Annotated in this window: 17 protein-coding genes, 2 tRNA genes and 3 pseudogenes; 11 read left to right on the top strand and 11 right to left on the bottom strand. The window is 66.6% G+C overall.

All coding sequences use genetic code 11. The features are described 5' to 3' along the window. Window positions 1-141 precede the first annotated feature (141 nt). The gene (locus ACCQ13_RS17220) at window positions 142-456 is read left to right on the top strand and encodes a DMT family transporter (RefSeq protein ID WP_104605602.1); all 315 of its coding nucleotides are present in this window, start codon (window positions 142-144) and stop codon (window positions 454-456) included. Between the two features lie 102 nt (window positions 457-558). Here the strand turns inward: ACCQ13_RS17220 and coq7 are convergent, their stop codons facing one another. Further along, window positions 559-1,212: a 2-polyprenyl-3-methyl-6-methoxy-1,4-benzoquinone monooxygenase gene (gene coq7 / locus ACCQ13_RS17215; RefSeq protein ID WP_104605600.1), complete on the bottom strand. Its 654-nt coding sequence runs from the start codon at window positions 1,210-1,212 to the stop codon at window positions 559-561. A 182-nt stretch (window positions 1,213-1,394) separates the two neighbouring features. On the opposite strand from coq7, the gene rplM reads away from it, so the two are divergent. Further along, window positions 1,395-1,823, top strand: a complete 429-nt coding sequence (gene rplM / locus ACCQ13_RS17210; protein WP_003483082.1) for a 50S ribosomal protein L13 — start codon at window positions 1,395-1,397, stop codon at window positions 1,821-1,823. Window positions 1,824-1,825: 2 nt separating this feature from the next. Next, on the top strand, window positions 1,826-2,218 hold the full coding sequence (gene rpsI, locus ACCQ13_RS17205) for a 30S ribosomal protein S9 (protein ID WP_104605598.1): 393 nt from the start codon (window positions 1,826-1,828) through the stop codon (window positions 2,216-2,218). A gap of 217 nt (window positions 2,219-2,435) precedes the next feature. Here rpsI and ACCQ13_RS17200 read toward each other — a convergent pair. Beyond that, window positions 2,436-2,510, bottom strand: a tRNA-Gln gene (locus tag ACCQ13_RS17200). A 52-nt stretch (window positions 2,511-2,562) separates the two neighbouring features. Beyond that, a tRNA-Met gene (locus ACCQ13_RS17195) sits at window positions 2,563-2,639 on the bottom strand. Between the two features lie 118 nt (window positions 2,640-2,757). On the opposite strand from ACCQ13_RS17195, the gene ACCQ13_RS17190 reads away from it, so the two are divergent. From ACCQ13_RS17190 to bfr, 3 genes are all read left to right on the top strand, one after another. Further along, window positions 2,758-3,375: an RNA pyrophosphohydrolase gene (locus ACCQ13_RS17190; RefSeq protein ID WP_104605299.1), complete on the top strand. Its 618-nt coding sequence runs from the start codon at window positions 2,758-2,760 to the stop codon at window positions 3,373-3,375. An 80-nt stretch (window positions 3,376-3,455) separates the two neighbouring features. Then, window positions 3,456-3,665, top strand: a complete 210-nt coding sequence (locus ACCQ13_RS17185; RefSeq protein WP_104605301.1) for a (2Fe-2S)-binding protein — start codon at window positions 3,456-3,458, stop codon at window positions 3,663-3,665. A gap of 140 nt (window positions 3,666-3,805) precedes the next feature. Beyond that, complete coding sequence (gene bfr / locus ACCQ13_RS17180; protein ID WP_104605303.1) at window positions 3,806-4,276, top strand: bacterioferritin; 471 nt, start codon at window positions 3,806-3,808, stop codon at window positions 4,274-4,276. A gap of 190 nt (window positions 4,277-4,466) precedes the next feature. On the opposite strand, the pseudogene ACCQ13_RS17175 reads toward bfr, so the two are convergent. From ACCQ13_RS17175 to ACCQ13_RS17160, 4 genes and pseudogenes are all read right to left on the bottom strand, one after another. After that, window positions 4,467-4,871: pseudogene (locus ACCQ13_RS17175) on the bottom strand (Hpt domain-containing protein); the annotation flags it as partial. Between the two features lie 71 nt (window positions 4,872-4,942). Next, a pseudogene (locus ACCQ13_RS17170) lies at window positions 4,943-6,815 on the bottom strand (ATP-binding protein); the annotation flags it as partial. 3 nt (window positions 6,816-6,818) lie between these two features. Continuing rightward, window positions 6,819-8,774 (bottom strand): EAL domain-containing protein, encoded by a 1,956-nt coding sequence (locus ACCQ13_RS17165; protein WP_159407631.1) that lies wholly within the window; start codon window positions 8,772-8,774, stop codon window positions 6,819-6,821. Window positions 8,775-8,812: 38 nt separating this feature from the next. Beyond that, window positions 8,813-9,439 carry a DUF4126 domain-containing protein gene (locus ACCQ13_RS17160; protein WP_104605307.1) on the bottom strand — a complete coding sequence of 209 codons (627 nt, stop codon included), beginning with the start codon at window positions 9,437-9,439 and terminating at the stop codon, window positions 8,813-8,815. Between the two features lie 126 nt (window positions 9,440-9,565). On the opposite strand from ACCQ13_RS17160, the gene ACCQ13_RS17155 reads away from it, so the two are divergent. The 5 genes from ACCQ13_RS17155 (at window position 9,566) to ACCQ13_RS17135 (ending at window position 13,415) form a co-directional block, all read left to right on the top strand. Continuing rightward, window positions 9,566-10,303: a DUF6776 family protein gene (locus ACCQ13_RS17155; RefSeq protein WP_104605309.1), complete on the top strand. Its 738-nt coding sequence runs from the start codon at window positions 9,566-9,568 to the stop codon at window positions 10,301-10,303. Between the two features lie 3 nt (window positions 10,304-10,306). Then, entirely contained in the window at window positions 10,307-10,756 is a 450-nt protein-coding gene (locus ACCQ13_RS17150; RefSeq protein ID WP_104605311.1) for a bactofilin family protein, read from the top strand. 70 nt (window positions 10,757-10,826) lie between these two features. Beyond that, entirely contained in the window at window positions 10,827-11,213 is a 387-nt protein-coding gene (gene erpA, locus ACCQ13_RS17145) for an iron-sulfur cluster insertion protein ErpA (protein ID WP_064507548.1), read from the top strand. A 264-nt stretch (window positions 11,214-11,477) separates the two neighbouring features. After that, a complete protein-coding gene (gene nudC / locus ACCQ13_RS17140) occupies window positions 11,478-12,377 on the top strand; it encodes an NAD(+) diphosphatase (protein ID WP_104605313.1) in 900 nt (299 codons plus the stop codon). 144 nt (window positions 12,378-12,521) lie between these two features. Continuing rightward, window positions 12,522-13,415: a cobalamin biosynthesis protein gene (locus ACCQ13_RS17135; RefSeq protein WP_159407630.1), complete on the top strand. Its 894-nt coding sequence runs from the start codon at window positions 12,522-12,524 to the stop codon at window positions 13,413-13,415. A 148-nt stretch (window positions 13,416-13,563) separates the two neighbouring features. Here ACCQ13_RS17135 and ACCQ13_RS17130 read toward each other — a convergent pair whose 3' ends face one another. The 4 genes and pseudogenes from ACCQ13_RS17130 to ACCQ13_RS17115 all read right to left on the bottom strand — a co-directional run. Continuing rightward, a complete protein-coding gene (locus tag ACCQ13_RS17130) occupies window positions 13,564-13,929 on the bottom strand; it encodes a DUF2752 domain-containing protein (protein WP_167527019.1) in 366 nt (121 codons plus the stop codon). A gap of 44 nt (window positions 13,930-13,973) precedes the next feature. Further along, window positions 13,974-14,354 (bottom strand): CD225/dispanin family protein, encoded by a 381-nt coding sequence (locus tag ACCQ13_RS17125; RefSeq protein WP_104605319.1) that lies wholly within the window; start codon window positions 14,352-14,354, stop codon window positions 13,974-13,976. 160 nt (window positions 14,355-14,514) lie between these two features. Beyond that, the gene (locus ACCQ13_RS17120) at window positions 14,515-16,437 is read right to left on the bottom strand and encodes an MFS transporter (RefSeq protein WP_104605321.1); all 1,923 of its coding nucleotides are present in this window, start codon (window positions 16,435-16,437) and stop codon (window positions 14,515-14,517) included. Window positions 16,438-16,532: 95 nt separating this feature from the next. After that, window positions 16,533-16,756: pseudogene (locus ACCQ13_RS17115) on the bottom strand (LysR family transcriptional regulator); the annotation flags it as partial. Window position 16,757 lies beyond the last annotated feature (1 nt).

Genomic DNA, 16,757 nt, shown 5'->3' with positions numbered 1-16,757 from the left:
ACCTGCTTGCAGGTGGATTCAAGATGCAAGGCGGGACGGCCCGCCACGCGATGACCTCGCGTTCCACAGCCGACGGCGGCCCAGTGTGCAGACACTGGGTCGCTTTTTTTTTGTCCGTTTTTTCTGTTGAGGAGTACCCCAATGCCCTGGATCTACCTGCTACTGGCCGGCCTGTTCGAAATCGGCTTCGCCATGGGCCTGAAATACAGCGACGGCTTTACGCGGCTGTGGTCCACTGTGCTGACGGTCGGCCTGGCTGGCATCAGCCTGTGGTTTCTGACCCAGGCGTTGAAGACCATCCCGGTCGGCACCGGCTATGCGATCTGGACCGGCATCGGTGCGCTGGGTGTGACCGTCGCCGGCATCGCGCTGTTCGGCGACAGCGCATCGTGGTCGCGGCTGGCCTGCATCGGGCTGATCGTGGCGGGTGTGATCGGTTTGAAGCTGGTCGGTTAGTCAGCGCCTGCCCCGATGTGTGTGCAGGTTGGCTGCCGAGCTTGAGCGCCTGCAGCCCGCACCCGATTCCCCACTCCCGATTCTCGATTCTCGATTCCCGACCTAGAGCCGGTACGCCACCGTCTTCATCAGCTTGGAGGCCAAGGCCATGGCGCTGGGGATCGGGGGGGGCAGGATGCGGGCGCCGGCCTGTTCTGCGTGGTCGGCGTGGCGGGCTTCGTCGATCTTCATGACCCGCAGGATGGCGCGGCTGCGCTGGTCGATCTCCGGCAGGGTTTCCAGGTGCTCGTCCAGGTGGGCTTCCACCTGGCGTTCGGTTTCGACCACGAAGCCCAGGCTCCAGTCGTCGCCGCGCAGGCCGGCCAGCGCACCGAGCGTGTAGCTGCCGACATACCAGAGCGGGTTGAACAGGCTGGGGCGGCTATCCAACTCGTGCAGGCGGTCGGCGCACCAGGCCAGGTGGTCGGTTTCTTCCTGCGCCGCTTCGAGCAGGTGTCGCTGGGTATCGGCGTCGCGGGCGACGGCGGCCTGGCCGAAATACAGCCCCTGCGCGCAGACCTCGCCGACATGGTTGATGCGCATCAGCCCGGCGGCGTGCGCGCGCTGCGGAGCCGTCAGTGCGGCATCCGGGGTGTCGGCGGCTGGATTGGGGCGCTGCGCGGGTGGATTGCCGAATACCGTCTCCAGCGCGCGCTGGGCTTCGGTCAGCAGCCGGTCGAGCGGGGTCTGCGATCGGGTAGGGGAGGTCTGGGTCATGTCCGGATTCTGGGCTTCGACCGCGCCGCTGCCAACCGCCCGCGCCGTAGCCGTCGCAGCGACTTGCGTCGCGCCGGGCCGCCGCGTACAATCCCGCCTCTTCTGTTTCGCCTTCACAACGCGTGGCAAAGTTCCAGCGGTCATTGCCGCTGCAATCCGCCCGACCACTCAAGAGTTTTCTCATGACTACGTTCACCGCCAAGTCCGAGACCGTCCAGCGCGACTGGTATCTCGTCGACGCCGCCGGCAAGACGCTCGGCCGTCTGTCCACCGAACTGGCCCGCCGCCTGCGCGGCAAGCACAAGCCGGTTTATACCCCGCACGTCGATACCGGCGATTACCTCGTGGTCATCAACGCCGAGAAGATCGTCGTCACGGGTAACAAGCTGAAAGACAAGAAGTATCATCGCTTCACCGGCTACATCGGTAACTTGAAGACCGAGAGCCTGGAGCAGGCGCTGCAGCGCCACCCGGAGCGCGTGATCGAAATCGCCGTCAAGGGCATGCTGCCGAAGGGCCCCCTGGGCCGCACCATGTACCGCAAGCTCAAGGTCTATTCGGGTGCCGAGCATCCGCACGCCGCCCAGCAGCCGCAAGTTCTGGATATCTAATCATGGCTATCACGCAAAACTACGGCACCGGCCGCCGCAAGTCCTCCACCGCTCGCGTGTTCCTGCGCAAGGGCACTGGCAAGATCACCGTCAACGACCGTCCGCTGGACGAGTTCTTCGGCCGTAAAACCGCGCGCATGATCGTGCGCCAGCCGCTGGAGCTCACCAAGAACACTGAAAGCTTCGACATCCTGGTCACCGCTTCCGGCGGCGGCACCACCGGCCAGGCCGGTGCGATCCGTCTGGGCATCGCCCGTGCGCTGGTCGAGTACGACGAAACCCTGAAGTTCGAGCTGCGCAAGGCTGGCTTCATGACCCGCGACGCCCGTGAAGTCGAGCGTAAGAAGGTCGGTCTGCACAAGGCCCGTCGCGCGACCCAGTTCTCCAAGCGCTGATCCATCGCGTCTGCGTTGCCCTGGTTCGCTGGGGCAATTGCTGCAAAAGCCCGGCATTGCCGGGCTTTTGTCGTTTTGGCGTTACTGCCCGCATGCGTGGACGGTTGTCCGATGCGCAGATTCTGCAGTCGGCAGGGCCTGTCTCGGTAGCGATTGGGGGAGGGGTGCGGGCAACCAACAAAAAAGGCCCGATCTTTCGATCGGACCTTTAGTTGTCTGGCTGCCCCGGATGGATTCGAACCACCGAATGCCTGAGTCAGAGTCAGGTGCCTTACCGCTTGGCGACGGGGCAATAAAACTGTGCTGTCCCAGAGTATCGCATGCCTGTGCAGGCCTGGAAACCTTGGTGGCTATGGGTGGACTCGAACCACCGACCCCAGCATTATGAGTGCTGTGCTCTAACCGGCTGAGCTACATAGCCTAGGGAGCCGGCAATTCTCACCAAGCATCGGCGTGTTGTCAAGCTTTTCGTTTTCAGCTTGTGAGGCGGGCGTGGCCGTGGCAGAGTCGGTGACAGTAGATTTTCAGGAGTCCGCATCGTGATCGATCCGGACGGTTTCCGGCCAAATGTCGGCATCGTGCTGATGCGTGAGAACGGTCAGGTGTTCTGGGCACGTCGCGTGCGCCGGGATGGCTGGCAGTTTCCGCAAGGTGGCATGAATACCGACGAGACGCCCGTGGAAGCCATGTACCGCGAGTTGCGCGAAGAAACCGGGTTGTTGCCCGAGCATGTGTCAGTGCTCGGCGCCACCCCCGGGTGGCTGCGCTATCGCCTGCCAAGCCGTGCGGTGCGCCACAACGAGCGGCAGGTGTGTATCGGCCAGAAGCAGGTCTGGTTCCTGCTGCAGTTCACCGGCGACGAATCCCACCTCAAGCTGGACCATACCGACACGCCCGAGTTCGATCACTGGCGATGGGTGGATTTCTGGTACCCGGTCGAGCACGTGGTGGTGTTCAAGCGCGGCGTCTATGCGCGCGCGCTGCGTCACCTGGCGCCGCTTGCCCAGGATATCGCTGGCCAGGCGGCGGTGGGGATGATGCCCGAGCGTGCGCTGGAAGCCTGGTTGCCGGGCAGCAGCGCAGCCGGACACGACCGTCCACGCAAGCGGCCACGCAAGCGCAGCGGGCCACGGCCGGTGCGGATTAATAATGATTAACGTTTGGAATTGACACCTATTCTCGTTTGCGGTGCAATCGCGTTCGGTCCTCTCCGGATCGCCAGCGCCCGACCGATACCGTGTACGTCTGCATCTGCAATGGGGTCACCGACCACCAGATCCGCGAAGCGGCCGACAATGGCTGCGTCAGCCTGGCCGAACTCACCATGCGCACCGGCTGCGGTTCCAACTGTGGCGCGTGCCTGGACATGGCCTCGGACCTGCTGAATCAGGCGCTGGCCAGCCGTGCACTGCCGCTCCCCCTGCTGGGGCTGGCAAGCGCTGCCTGAGCGGACCTGGCGCAGGCAGGTGCGCGCGGAGCGCTACAGCCCCCGATGCGCGCGCGTCCCGCAACTGAGCACGATTCGCGTTCCTTCATGCGGGCGGCCGACGCGGTAGAGTGCGGCCGGTTCATTTCCGGAGACATCGCATGAAGGGCGACAGCAAGGTCATCGAGTACCTCAACAAGGTGCTCTACAACGAACTCACTGCGATCAATCAGTACTTCCTGCACGCCAAGATGCTGAAGAATTGGGGCCTGAAGGAACTGGCCGAGCATGAGTACAAGGAATCCATCGACGAGATGAAGCATGCGGACACGTTGTCCGACCGCATTCTCTTCCTCGAGGGGCTGCCGAACTTCCAGGCGCTGGGCAAGCTGCGGATCGGCGAGAACCCGACCGAGATGTTCCGCTGCGATTTAGCGCTGGAGCGCGAGGCGGTAGCGGTGCTGCGCGAGGCGGTGGCCTATGCGGAGACCGTCAACGACTACGTCAGCCGCCAGTTGCTGGTGGACATCCTGGAGTCGGAAGAAGAGCACATCGACTGGCTGGAAACCCAGCTGGACCTGGTGGCGCGTATCGGCGAGCCGAACTACCTGCTGACCAAGCTGGACGACTGAAGCGACGGGTTGTCTCGGGCGTTGTTCGGCCCTGGATCGCTGCAGGTGCACTGACGATCCCGGGCAGCGCTTGCGGCGGATCCTCGCAGGTGTTGCACCTTGGCGGCTTGGGTGGGTACGTATGGGGTTGGCCGTACCCTCACCCCAACCCCTCTCCCGAGGGGAGAGGGGCTCTCGAGATGAAGCCGCACTAGCCGGTTGCGCTGGTAGCGGCCTGCAGGCGGGTGACCTGCCCCAGCAACGCCAGGCGCGCACGCGCGTATTCGGCAATGACCAGGGCCACCATCGCCGACGGGCGTTCGACGGTACCGGTGCGGGCGGCCAGTTCGATCCGGCGTGCGGCGTTGGACAGCACCTGCGCGCCGACGTTGGCACTGGAGGATTTGAGCGTGTGGGCCAGGTCGCGCAGCTGCACGTTGTCGCGATTGGCCGCAGCTGCCTCGAGCTGGGCGATGATGCCGGGGGCATCGTCCAGGAACACCTGCAGGATAGTCACGGTGTCCGCGCCGATGACCTCGTACAACTCGTCGATGACCTCGGTGTCCAGGATTGGCAGCGCCCGCGCCGGGGGCGCTACGCGGGCGTCTTCCGGGTCGGGCTTCACTGCTTCGCTGGACGTGTCGGGTGCCACTGTCTCGCTGGACGGGTCGGGCGCCACTGTTTCGCTGGACGGGCTTGGCAGGAGCGTGGGCTGTGGCAGCCAGCGCTGCAGGCAGGCATCGAGCTGTTCGCGGGCGACCGGTTTGGAGAGGTAATCGTCCATGCCGGCAGCTAGGCAGCGTTCGCGGTCGCCAGCCATGGCGTTGGCGGTCATTGCCACGATCGGGATCGGGCGGCCGCCGGATTCGGTCTCCATCGCGCGCCAGCGCCGGGTGGCGGCGTAGCCGTCGAGCACCGGCATCTGGCAATCCATGAAGACCATGTCGTAGTGGGTGGCCTGCATGCGACCCAGCGCGGCCTCGCCGTCGGTGGCGGTGTCGGCTTCGAAGCCGAGGACGGCCAGCAGCTTCTGTGCGACCAGCAGGTTCACCGAGTTGTCTTCGACCAACAGGATATGCACCTCGCGCGCGCGCACCAACGGCGGCGGCTCGGGGAGCAGGGTCACGCTCGGCGCTGGCGTTGGCACTGGCTTCGGATCTGCAGGCAGTACCACCGTTCGCAGGATCTCGTCTGGGCTGTGGCGTGGGACCAGGCTGGCGTGGTCGTGCAGTTCGACCGGCACCGGCTCGTCGCCGTACAGCCAGATCAGCCTGGCGGTGCCCGGTTCTTCTGGCCGGGCCAGTGCACGATGCACCGCGCGGGCGCTGTAGCGCAGGGTGTCGTGGTCGGCGATGACGCAGCGGAAGCCTTCGGTCTCGTGATGCCGGCGCAGGCGCTCGAGCGCTTCCTGCGTGGTGTCCATCGAGACGTGCGAGACCCCCCAGCTGTCGAGCAGGTGCCTGAGTCGCTGCTGCAGGCGCGTGTCGGAGCTGATGATCATCACCCGCGACGCGTCGGCGCTGTTGCTCTGCGGCAGGTCGCCGATCACCTTGAGCAACGGGATCTCGAACCAGAACGTGGCACCGCGCCCTGGTTCGGATTCCACGCCGATCCGCCCGCCCATCAGGTCGATGATGCGTTTGCAGATCGCCAGCCCCAGCCCGGTGCCGCCGTACAGGCGGGTGGTGGAGGCATCGGCCTGGGCGAAGGAGCGGAACAGGCGCACCTGCTGGTCCGGCGCAATGCCGATGCCGGTGTCGCGCACCTGGAAGCGCAGCAGATGCTGGGTGCGCGTCTCGCCCAGGCGGCCAAGCTGGATGTCGATGCTGCCGCGCTCGGTGAACTTGATTGCGTTGCCGATCAGGTTGCTCAGCACCTGGCGCAGGCGGATCGGGTCGCCGCGCACCAGCAGGCGGACCGACGGCGCGATCTCCAGGCTCAGACGCAGTTGCTTGCCTTCGGCGGTGCGCTGCAGCAGCTGCACCACGCCGTCGAGCAGTTCGCGCAGGTTGAAGGCGGTGGTCTCCAGTTCGAGCTTGTTGGCTTCGAGCTTGGAGTAGTCGAGGATGTCGTCGACGATGCGCAGCAGCTGCAGCGAGCTGCCGGTGGCGGTCTGCAGCATGTCGCGCTGGTCCAGGCTGAGCTGGCCGCGCGCGATCAGTTCCAGCATTGGAATGATGCCGTTGAGCGGGGTGCGGATTTCGTGGCTCATGGTGGCCAGGAACTCGCCCTTGGCCAGCGCGGCGGCTTCGGCGGCGCGCTTGGCGCGCAACAGGTCGTGTTCGAGCTCGCCGTGGCGTCGCAGTTCCTGTTGCAGGCGCTCGTGGGCGAGGTCGGCCTCGTCCACGCGCTGGGACAGCGCGCGCTGCGCACGCGCGCTACGGTGGGCGGCGGCGGCTGTGCAGATCGCCAGCACGACAGTGACCACCGCAGCGGCGGCGCCGAGCGCGTGCCACGGACCCGGCAGGCCAGCCCATTGCAGGCCTTGGCCGGTTGCCGTGACGATGGCTGCCGCCAGGGCCAGGCCGGCCCAGGTGCGAGGGCTGCCCGCCTGTGGCATCGCTCAGAGCACCGCGTTGGTGAAGTCGAAATCCAGTTCCTTGCCGACGGTCTGCACCAGGTTGCCCTGGATGAAATCCACGCCGCTCATCCACATCGCCGCGGCTGCCTGCGGGTCTTCGATGCGTTGGCCGATCACCAGCAGGCCGCGCTGGTGGGCGGCATCGATCACGCCGCGCAACTGGTCGCGTACCCCGGTGTTGCCATGCGCATCGGCAAAACGGTTGGCCATGCGCACGAAGCTCAGCGGTAGCTGGCTGAGCAACGCGTTGGCCTCATCGCCCGGTTCGAACTGACTCAGGCAGAACTGCACCCCGGCAGGCATCAGCCTGGCGCAGAACTGCTGCACGGTGACGGCGTGGATCAGGGCGTCGTCCAGGCGCAGGTCCACGATCAGCGACTGCCCGGGCACGCCGCGGTCGACCAGCGCGTTGAGCAGCCAGTCGGCGAATGCATCGCGTGCCAGCGTGCGTGGCGACTGCGAGACGAACAGCCGCAGCGGCGGGCTGGCGTGTTGGTACAGATGCAGCAGCCCGAGCGCGTGGTCCATGACCTGCTGGTCGAGATCGGCGATGCGTCCGGCCGCTTCGGCGGCAGGAATCACCTGGCCGGCCGACAGCAGGGTGCCGTCGGCCTGGCGCAGTCGCAGCAGCACCTGGTACTGCGCGGTGTCGCCGCCGGCCACCGCCACGATGGGCTGATAGGCCAGTTCCAGCTGGCCTTCGACCAGGCGCAATTGCTCCTGCTGCTCGGCCTGGCTGGGCGCCAGATAGGTCTGCACGCCATCACTGCGCAGGCGCGCCTGCAACGCGGTGCGTTCGACCGCTTCCACCGCGCTGCCGGCATCGTCGAAGCCCAGGCTCAACGGCGCCGCGCCAATTGCGCAGCGTACGTGGACGGCTTCTTCTTCGCGGACCGCAAAGGCGTTGGCGGAGAGCCGCTCGCGGATCTCCAGCGCGCGCTGCTCCAGGCTGGCTTCGTCCATCTCCACGCCCAGCAGCAGGAAGCTGTTGTCGTTCAGGCGGGCCAGCGGATAGGGCTGCGCGGCACTGGCCAGGCGATGCCCGGCCTGGGTCATCAGGCGTTCGTAGGCGGCGTAGCCGTAACGTTCGCGAAGGCCGAGCGCGCTGGCGATCTCGATGAAGAACAGGCCGCCGGCCTGCTTGCGCTCCAGCGCATCGCCCAGCAGGTCCATCACATGGCCGCGGGTGGGTAGGCCGGTTTCCGGATTGCTGCGTGCGCTGGCCTGCTCGCCGGTGTGCTGCAATGCCTGCTGGCGTGCACGACGGATACGGTTGGACACCGCTGCGATGAGATGGCGCGGACGGATCGGTTTGGTCAGGAAGTCGTCGGCGCCACTGTCGAGCACCTCGAACTGGCGCTCCGGGTCCGGATCACCGGTGAGGAACACGATCGGCAGCAGCTGCTGGCCGGGTTGCTGACGGATCAAGGTGGTCAGGCGGATGCCATCGAGCTCGGGCATGTGCAGATCCATCAGGATCAGGTCCGGGTGATAGTCCTGGATCGCCTGCGGCACGCTGGCAGCGGTCATTTCCACCTGCGCATGCATGCCGGCGCCATGCAGCACGCTCTGCGCGAACAGCGCCTGCGAGCGGTCGTCTTCGACGATCAATACCCGGTACGGTGCATCGGCGGCGACGTCGTCGCCGCTGTCCTGCGCGGCGGCAGGCGCCATCGATGCCGACGTTGCAGGCCCGGCCGCGTGCGTGCCGTCGGCGTTGGCCGCCGCCTGTGCCGGCGCGCTCGACAGGGCCTGGCGTGGCACGCCGGCGGGCGCAGGAATGATCGCCGCGCTCACCGGGGCAGCGTCTTCGGGCGTGGCGTCGTCGTCCGCCCAGCGGCGCCAATGGTCGGCTGGCGGCGTCTCGGCACGCAACGGACGCTGACGCGTGGTGGTGTCGTCACGGGTGGTGAATGGAACCGGATCTCGGGCGGCCATCGATACTCCCTGCAGTCGCGATGATTATGCGATGAACTTCACGATAGCGGGGAGCGGCGTGCAGCGGGTGTGGTGATTGCGCGCAGCGGCGCTGCCAGCCGACGCATGCCCCGCCACAACAGCCGCCACACCCACCACACCCCCAGCGCCACCAGGACGCTGGCTCCCACCGCAATGCCCAGCGCCAACCACGGCTGCGCCAGGGCCAGGGCCAGCGCAGTGGTGGCGATGGTGTCCTCGGCCAGCGAGGCGACCCAGTTGCTGGCCGGCTCGGGCGAGGTATTGAGCAGTGCGCGGGTGCCGGCCTTGAGCGTGTGGCTGGTCAGCGCCACTCCCGCGCCGGCGGCCAGCGCACCGGGACTCAGGTCGCCATCGGGCGACAGTGTGGCCGCAGCCAGGAACGCACCGGCCGGCACCCGCGCCAGGGTCTGCAACAGGTCCCAGCCCGAATCCACGCCGGGGATCTTGTCGGCAAAGAATTCGGCCACCGCCAGTGCGCCGGAGGTGCCCAGCACCCACCAGGACTGCGCTGGATGCAGGGCAGGCGGCAGCTCGATCCAGCCGAGCAGGCCGGCCAGGCCGACCCCGAACACGGTGAGGTAGACGCGGATGCCGGCCAGCCAGGCCAGCAGGATGCCGATCACGAACAGATGGGCCTCGCTCATGGCGCTGCTTCCTGCGGACAATGCGGAACTATCGGATAACCGCCGGTCCAGCGCCAGCGCGACCGCCGACCAGGCTCTGGCACACTACGCCGCCGACCCACGCCGGCCCGTCCGGACCCGATGCCCATGAGACCAGCCGCACGCGTTCAGATCGTCCATCGGGAGTCGGGCGGCGGCCGTTCCGGCGGTCGCTGGTTGTGGGGCGTGATAGCCCTGCTGTGGCTGGCATCGCTGGGCGGGGTGTGGTGGATGGCCACGCGGACGGCCGCACCGCGCCTGGCCCAGGCCGAGGCGGCATTGCAGCAGGCACAACGCCGCCAGGCCCAGCAGCAGCGGCAGATTGCGCAGTTGCAGCAGCGCCAGGTCAACCTGGCGATGTCCGACAAGATCAGCCGCGCTGCCAATACCGAGGTGCAGGCCTCGCTGGCCGAGCGCGACGAGCAGATCGCCGCACTGCGCGCCGACGTGGCCTTCTACGAGCGCCTGGTGGGCTCCACCGCGCAGCGCAAGGGGCTCAATGCGCATTCGGTGCAGTTCACCGCCGAGGCCGGCGGCACCTGGAACTACAGCGTGGTGCTGACCCAGAACCTCAACCGCGGCGCGATCAGCCAGGGCCAGCTGCGCTTTGCGGTGGAAGGCGTGCGCGCCGGCAAGCTGGTGACGGTGAGCTGGAACGAGTTGCACCAGAAGCCCGATGCCGCCGGCCAACCGTATTCGTTCCGCTATTTCCAGCAATTGGATGGCAGCCTGATCCTGCCGAAGGATTTCACCCCGCAACGTGTCAAAATCTCCCTCAGCGGCGATGGGGCGCCGGTCACTCAGACATTCGACTGGAAAATCGCCGGCAATGGCGCGGGGGAGTAGCTCATGTTCGGAACCAAGTCAAACCGTGGTGCGCAGACCGTGGTCGACACCCTGATCGGGCCGCAGGTGGTGATTCGCGGCGATTTGGTGTTCAGCGGCGGCTTGTACGTGGAAGGCCGCATCCTGGGCAAGGTGATTGCCGAAGACGGCGCCAGCGCCACCTTGACCGTGGCCGAGCAGGGCAGCATCGAGGGCGAGGTGCGCGTGCCGGTGGTCATCATCAATGGTCAGCTGACCGGCGACGTCCATGCGGCCGAGCGGGTGGAACTGGCCGCCAATGCGCGTGTGCAGGGCAATGTGCACTACCAGGTGGTGGAGATGAGCGCCGGCGCGCAGCTCACCGGGCGCCTGATCCATGCCGCCACCGCTGGCGCCACTGCAGCGCTGCCAGCGCCGGAAGGCAGCCGCACCGAGCCGGCCAAGGCCGCGCAGGCCGAGACCGCCGAGGCCTGAGCGCTGCGCGGCCGACGCGCCAGCGCGCCGCCGGCTTGAAGTGGAGCGGCCCGGCCCCCATGCTGACGGCATGAGCACTCTCGTCTCGCTTCCCACTGCCGCACCGGCGCCGGACTACCAGTCCATCGACCGGCCGTTGAACTTTTCCGGCGCTGCCGCCGCCAAGGTGCGCGAGCTGATCCAGGAAGAAGGCAACGCCGACCTGGCCCTGCGCGTGTACATCCAGGGCGGTGGGTGTTCCGGCTTCCAGTACGGCTTCGAGTTCGACGAGAATCGGGCCGAAGACGATCTGGCCGTGGCCACCGACGGTGTGACGCTGCTGGTGGATCCGCTGAGCCTGCAGTATCTGATGGGCGCCGAAGTGGACTACACCGAGAGCCTGACCGGTGCGCAGTTCGTGATCCGCAACCCCAATGCCAAGACCACCTGCGGGTGTGGGAGCAGCTTCAGCGTCTGATGTACCTTCTTCGGCCGGCGACCGCGTCGGTCATGGCTGCGCAGCGCGTGCAGGGGTCGCTTGCCTGGCCCGCTGCACTGCCGCAGGGATGGCTTCGTCGTCGAGGCGAGGCGGGCCGTCATCGCTGCGGTGGTGATCCTGCGCCAGCGTCGCCGTGTTCCCCCGCCTGCATGGCGCGCTGTGGCTGAACAGGCACCGCGACAGAGGCGGTCATTGCTTGCACCACGGTTGCGGGTACTGCCGATTGTCGGCAGGCTTGCGTCGATGTCAGCGCCTTCCTCTCCATTGTCCGCGTTTGCCTTCGCCCACGCGCCGCTCGATCGCGGCGATGCCTTGCGTGACGATCCTGCAGCGTTGGCGCACCTGTGGCCGCAGGCCCGCGTGCTGCTGATCGATGCCAAGGGCACCGCCCTGGCCGATGCCCAGGGCCAGCCGTTGTTGCTACAGGGTGCGGCACTTGCCGACAGCCCGGAGGCGGCGATCTTCCTGGGCCTGCGCGATGGCCAGGGGTGGTTCTGCCTGTCGGCCGACCCGCTGGCGGTGACGGCGCCGCAGCGCGTGGACCTGCGTCAGGCGGCGGCCGAATGGCCTGCGGAGATCGCGACCGTGGCGTCGTATGCGCGGGCGATGCTGCATTGGCAGGCACGTACGCGCTACTGCGGCGTGTGTGGCGGCGTGATCGTGTTTCGCCGCGCCGGCTTCATCGCGCACTGCACGCAATGTCAGGCCGAACACTACCCGCGCGTGGACCCGGCGATCATCGTGGCGGTCAGCGACGGGCAACGGCTGCTGCTGGGCCGTCAGGCCAGCTGGGCACCGCGGCGCTATTCGGTGATCGCCGGCTTCGTCGAGCCGGGCGAGTCGCTGGAACAGACGGTGGCGCGCGAGGTGCACGAGGAAACCCGCGTGCGGATCCAGCACTGCAGCTATCTCGGCGCGCAGCCCTGGCCGTTTCCCGGCGCGTTGATGCTGGGCTTCACCGCGCATGCGGCGGCCAGCGAGGTGCCGCAGGTCACCGGCGAACTTGAAGATGCGCGTTGGGTGGGCCATGCCGAGATCGGTGCGGCGTTGGAAGGGCGTGGCGGCGAGGAGGGGATCGGGCTGCCGCCGGCCATTTCGATTGCGCGCGCGCTGATCGAACACTGGCATCGCACGCATGGCTGAGCACTTGCATCGCCGCTGCCACCGTAGCGGGGCCGGCGTCCATGCGCCGCTGACGCACCTGGCCGTCAGCAGGGGGCATCACGCGGCGGGGCGGTTGCATGGGCGCTGGTTGCGCTCGTCTAGACTCGGTTGAGGAGGAAATCCATGTTCACGACCCTGGTTGCCGTCGTTGTCGCCCTCGCCCTGGGGCATCTGGTGCCGGCCCAGGTGGCCAGGCTGCGGCGCTTCGACTGGTTCGCGCGGTGGCTGCGCCGGCTGGACAGCGCCGCAGCCGACAACGGTGCGTGGCAGGGCCGCTACGGCGTACTGCTGGCGCTGTTGCCGGTGCTGGTCGTGGTGGTGCTGCTGCAATGGGTTCTGGACGATGTGTGGCACGGTTTCCTGGCGTTGTTGTTCGGCATGGCCGTACTGGCCTGGACCTGGGGGCCGCGCGACCTGGACCGCGATGTGGAAGCGGTGATCGATGCCGATGCGCCTGCCGCGCGCCGCGAGGCGATCTCGCATCTGCAGGCGGCCGGGGGCAGCGTGCATGAAGATGCGCCGTCGCTGGTGGAAGCGGTGGTGGTCAATGGCTTGCGCCGCTGGTTCGCGGTGCTGTGGTGGTTCCTGCTGCTGGGGCCGTTCGGTGCGGTGCTGTATCGGCTGATCGCCCTGGCGGTGGAAAGCCCGTTGGCGGTGCTGCTGCCGCCGCGCAACCTGGCTGGAGCGCGCTGGCTGCTGGCTGCGCTGGAATGGCCGGTGGCGCAGTCGATGACGGTGTCGATGGCGCTGGTGGGCAATTTCGACACCGTATTCCGGGCCTGGCGCGAAGCGCACGGCAACCGCTGGACGCTGGAGCCGCATTTCCTGGGCGCGGTGGCGCGTGCCAGCGTCAGTGCCGAGCTGCGCGACGAAGCCCACGACTACACCTACTCGGGCCTGGTGCCGGTGTGGCGCCGCCTGCCGGAAGTGCGTGATGCCATGAGCCTGGTGTGGCGCGTGCTGCTGCTGTGGATGGTGGTGCTGGCGTTGCTGGTGATTGCAGGTTGGGTGCGGTAGCGCTATGGGTGCGCCTTGCACGTGGCGTCGACCTGCCGATTGTTCTCAGTCAATCAAGGTGGATCCACCGGTCTTTGCCTGCGTAGACGTGCTGAGATGCAAGAGTTCTTATCCATTGCTGTCTCACGCCCTCAACATGCGGAAGCGATCACCCCGGCGCAAGCAGCGTAAATGGAAACCAAGGCAGATTGCGTGCAATCCAAAATCCGGGCAGTAGCGTGATCCAAAGCCACGGTGAACTCAATCCGCGCGCCATGGGCCGGAATATGGCGGGTTGCCAGCCCTGGTGCCAGAGCACGACAAACGGTACCAGTGCCAATAGCCCGACTGCCAGTGCATTCATTCCAAGCGCTGTGACCAAGTCCCCGTGCACCAGCGCATGAAGCGCGCGGGTAATTCCGCATCCAGGACAGTAAAGACCCGTGAGTGCATGGAAGGGACAGGGAGGAAACGGATTGCCGGGTAGGTTTGGATCAAATTTCCAAAAAATCCATGTGCCGACACCAGCTGCCATTGCAGCTGGTGCCAACGAGAGATAGAGCAGTCTTTTGGACACGCTTACCTTGAACTCTCGATTTGTTGCTGCATTTCGAGGATTTTTGCTCTATAGCCGTCTACACCAAGGCTGGCGATTGAAACCAGCCACAGGAGCAGTCCAAGCGCAAAGATCGCGGTCGTCACCCAGGCGAGGACTTTCGCGGTACTTGAGGCCTTGATGGCGCCCTGAATGTCTCCCGCGTTGAGCAGCGGATTTACTTTCGCAGCAAAAACAATCGCCACAATGCCGGTCACGATGCCGGGAATGCTCCAGCACGAACAGCAGATCAGCACACAAAGCACCGTCATGACGATTGACCAGACCAGATGATTCCTGATCGGCTGGAGAGGCGGCGACGACATGGTGGGAGGTGGTTGGATCGGCGGCGGAATGGCACTCATGGTGAAGCTCCTTGGGTGGTAAATAACGGCAAACGATTGCGCACGACGACGTCCCCCGGTACAAACTGCCGCGCCCGCTTGGCGAACGCGGCGGTCAAGCGTGCAAAGGCGCACAGGCTACTCGCGGTGCGCGATGGACGTAAAGCTTGCGCCGGGTGGCTCAGGGACGCTCCTGACGCAGCGTGCGTACCTGTTGTTCGAGCAGCGCGGCGCTGGCCTGGTCGCCGGCGATGGCGGGGCCGGCAACCACCTCGATCTGCGCGCGCATCCGACGCGGTACGCGCATGCGTCCCAGCCGCGTGTCGCGCCGGCTCCACATGCTCGACCACATGCCCCGCAGGGCCATCGGAATCACCGGCACGCTGCGCCGTTGCAGGATTTTCTCGACACCGGACTTGAAGGCGGCAATCTCGCCATCCTTGGTCAACGCGCCTTCGGGGAAGATGCACACCAGCTCGCCATCGGCCAGCGCGGCATCGATGCGGTCGAAGGCCTGCTGCATCAGTGCCGGATCTTCGCGCGCGCCGGCGATCGGGATGGCCTTGGCGGTGCGGAAGATCCAGCGCATCACCGGAATGCGGAAGATCTTGTAGTACATGACAAAGCGCACCGGTCGCGGGATCACCGCCGACAGGATCAGCGCATCCATGTAGCTAACGTGGTTGCACACCAGCAATGCGGCGCCGTCGTCGGGCACGTGCGTGTCGATGTCGCGCGCGCGCAGCCGGTACAACACGCTCACCAGCACCCAGCTGAGAAAGCGCATCAGGAACTCGGGCACCAGGGTGAAGATCCATAGCGCCACCAGCGTGTTGGCGATCGCCAGCGCCAGGAACACCTGCGGGATGCTCAGCCCCGGCATCGGAATGCGCTGCCCGAACAGCATCACTTGCGGCAGCTGCAGCGCGATGCCGATCACCGCCGCGGCCACGATGAACAATGCGTTCTGGATATTGAGCCCGGCGATCACGCGCGAGAGTTCGGCCTTGGGCGTGCGGCTCTGGATCAGCGCGAACAACGGCACCACGAACAGGCCGGTGAACAGGCCGACGCCGACCAGGTCCACGATCAGCCGCACGCTACCGGCTTGCTGCACGAACAGGCCGATCGACAGGCCGGTGGCCGGCGCGGCACCGGGACGGGCGAAATACAGGTCCAGCAGGAACGCGCTGATGCCGAACGCGCCCAGCGGCACCAGGCCGATTTCCACGGTACGCCCGGACAGCCGTTCGCACAGCAACGACCCCACCCCGGTACCGATCGAAAACAGCGCCAGAGCGAACACGTACAGGTCCTGCTGGCCGCCGAGGTTGAGCTGCGCGTAGGTGGGCAACTGCGCGGTGAGCACGGTGCCGACAAACCAGAACCACGACACGCCCAGCACCGCGTTGCGCACTGCCGGCGTGCGCCGTGTCAGGCGCATGATGGCGCGCGATTCGGGGATGGGGTTCCAGTTGATCTGCAAGTCCGGCGCGCCGGCATCGACGCGCGGTACCAGCCGCGCCACCAGGTTGCCGGTGAGCGCGATGACGATCACCGCGGTGGCCGCCGCCTCCGGGCCATGGCTGCCGGCGATCTGGAAGATCAAGCCACCGAAGATCATGCCGCACAGGATCGAGATCGAAGTGCCCATCTCGACCAGGCCGTTACCGCCGGTGAGTTCCTCGGGCTTGAGCACCGAGGGCAGGATCGAATACTTCACCGGCCCGAACAGCGTGGATTGCAGCCCGGTGCAGAACAGGGCCACCAGCAGGATCACCATGTTTTCGGTGATGAAGCCCACCGCAGCCAGCGACATGATGGCGATCTCCATCGTGGTGGTGATGACGATGAGCCGCTGTTTTTCCAGCTTTTCGGCGATCTGCCCGGCCAGTGCGGAGAACAGGAAGTACGGCAGGATGAACAGCGCCGGTGCCAGGTTGGTATAGAGCGTGCGCTGCGCCGCGTCGATGCCCAGGTAGAACAGCAGGCCGATGATGGCCTGCCGGTACACGTTGTCGTTGAACGCGCCCAGCGCCTGGACGGCGAAGAACGGCAAGAAGCGGCGCTGCCTGAGCAGGGCAAACTGACTGTGACCGGACATGCAGTTTCCTTTGCGAACGCGCGCAGCCTAGCAGGCTTGGACGGTGCGCAGGTGGATCGCGATGCAGCGTGCGCGATGCCGACCTGGCGGTTCGTTTGCGGGCGCTGACCCAGCCCGGCCTGCGCGAAGGCCACAGCGAGATGCCGCGCACACCGGCGCCGGCCACCAGCCCGGCAGCGCCACCCGCGTGCGTGCGGCAAAGCGGCGGCTGGATGTCACGATCAGCGCAAGCGGTTCGTGGTGCAGCGGCAGGCGCTGCGCCGACACCGCCGCCGGTGCGGGCCGGCCCCATGAGGATCACGTCCAGGCGGCCTTCGCCA

The organism is Xanthomonas sp. NCPPB 1638 (assembly GCF_041475635.2).
Lineage (GTDB): Bacteria > Pseudomonadota > Gammaproteobacteria > Xanthomonadales > Xanthomonadaceae > Xanthomonas > Xanthomonas cucurbitae.
This window is presented reverse-complemented; position numbering and strand designations above follow the sequence as displayed.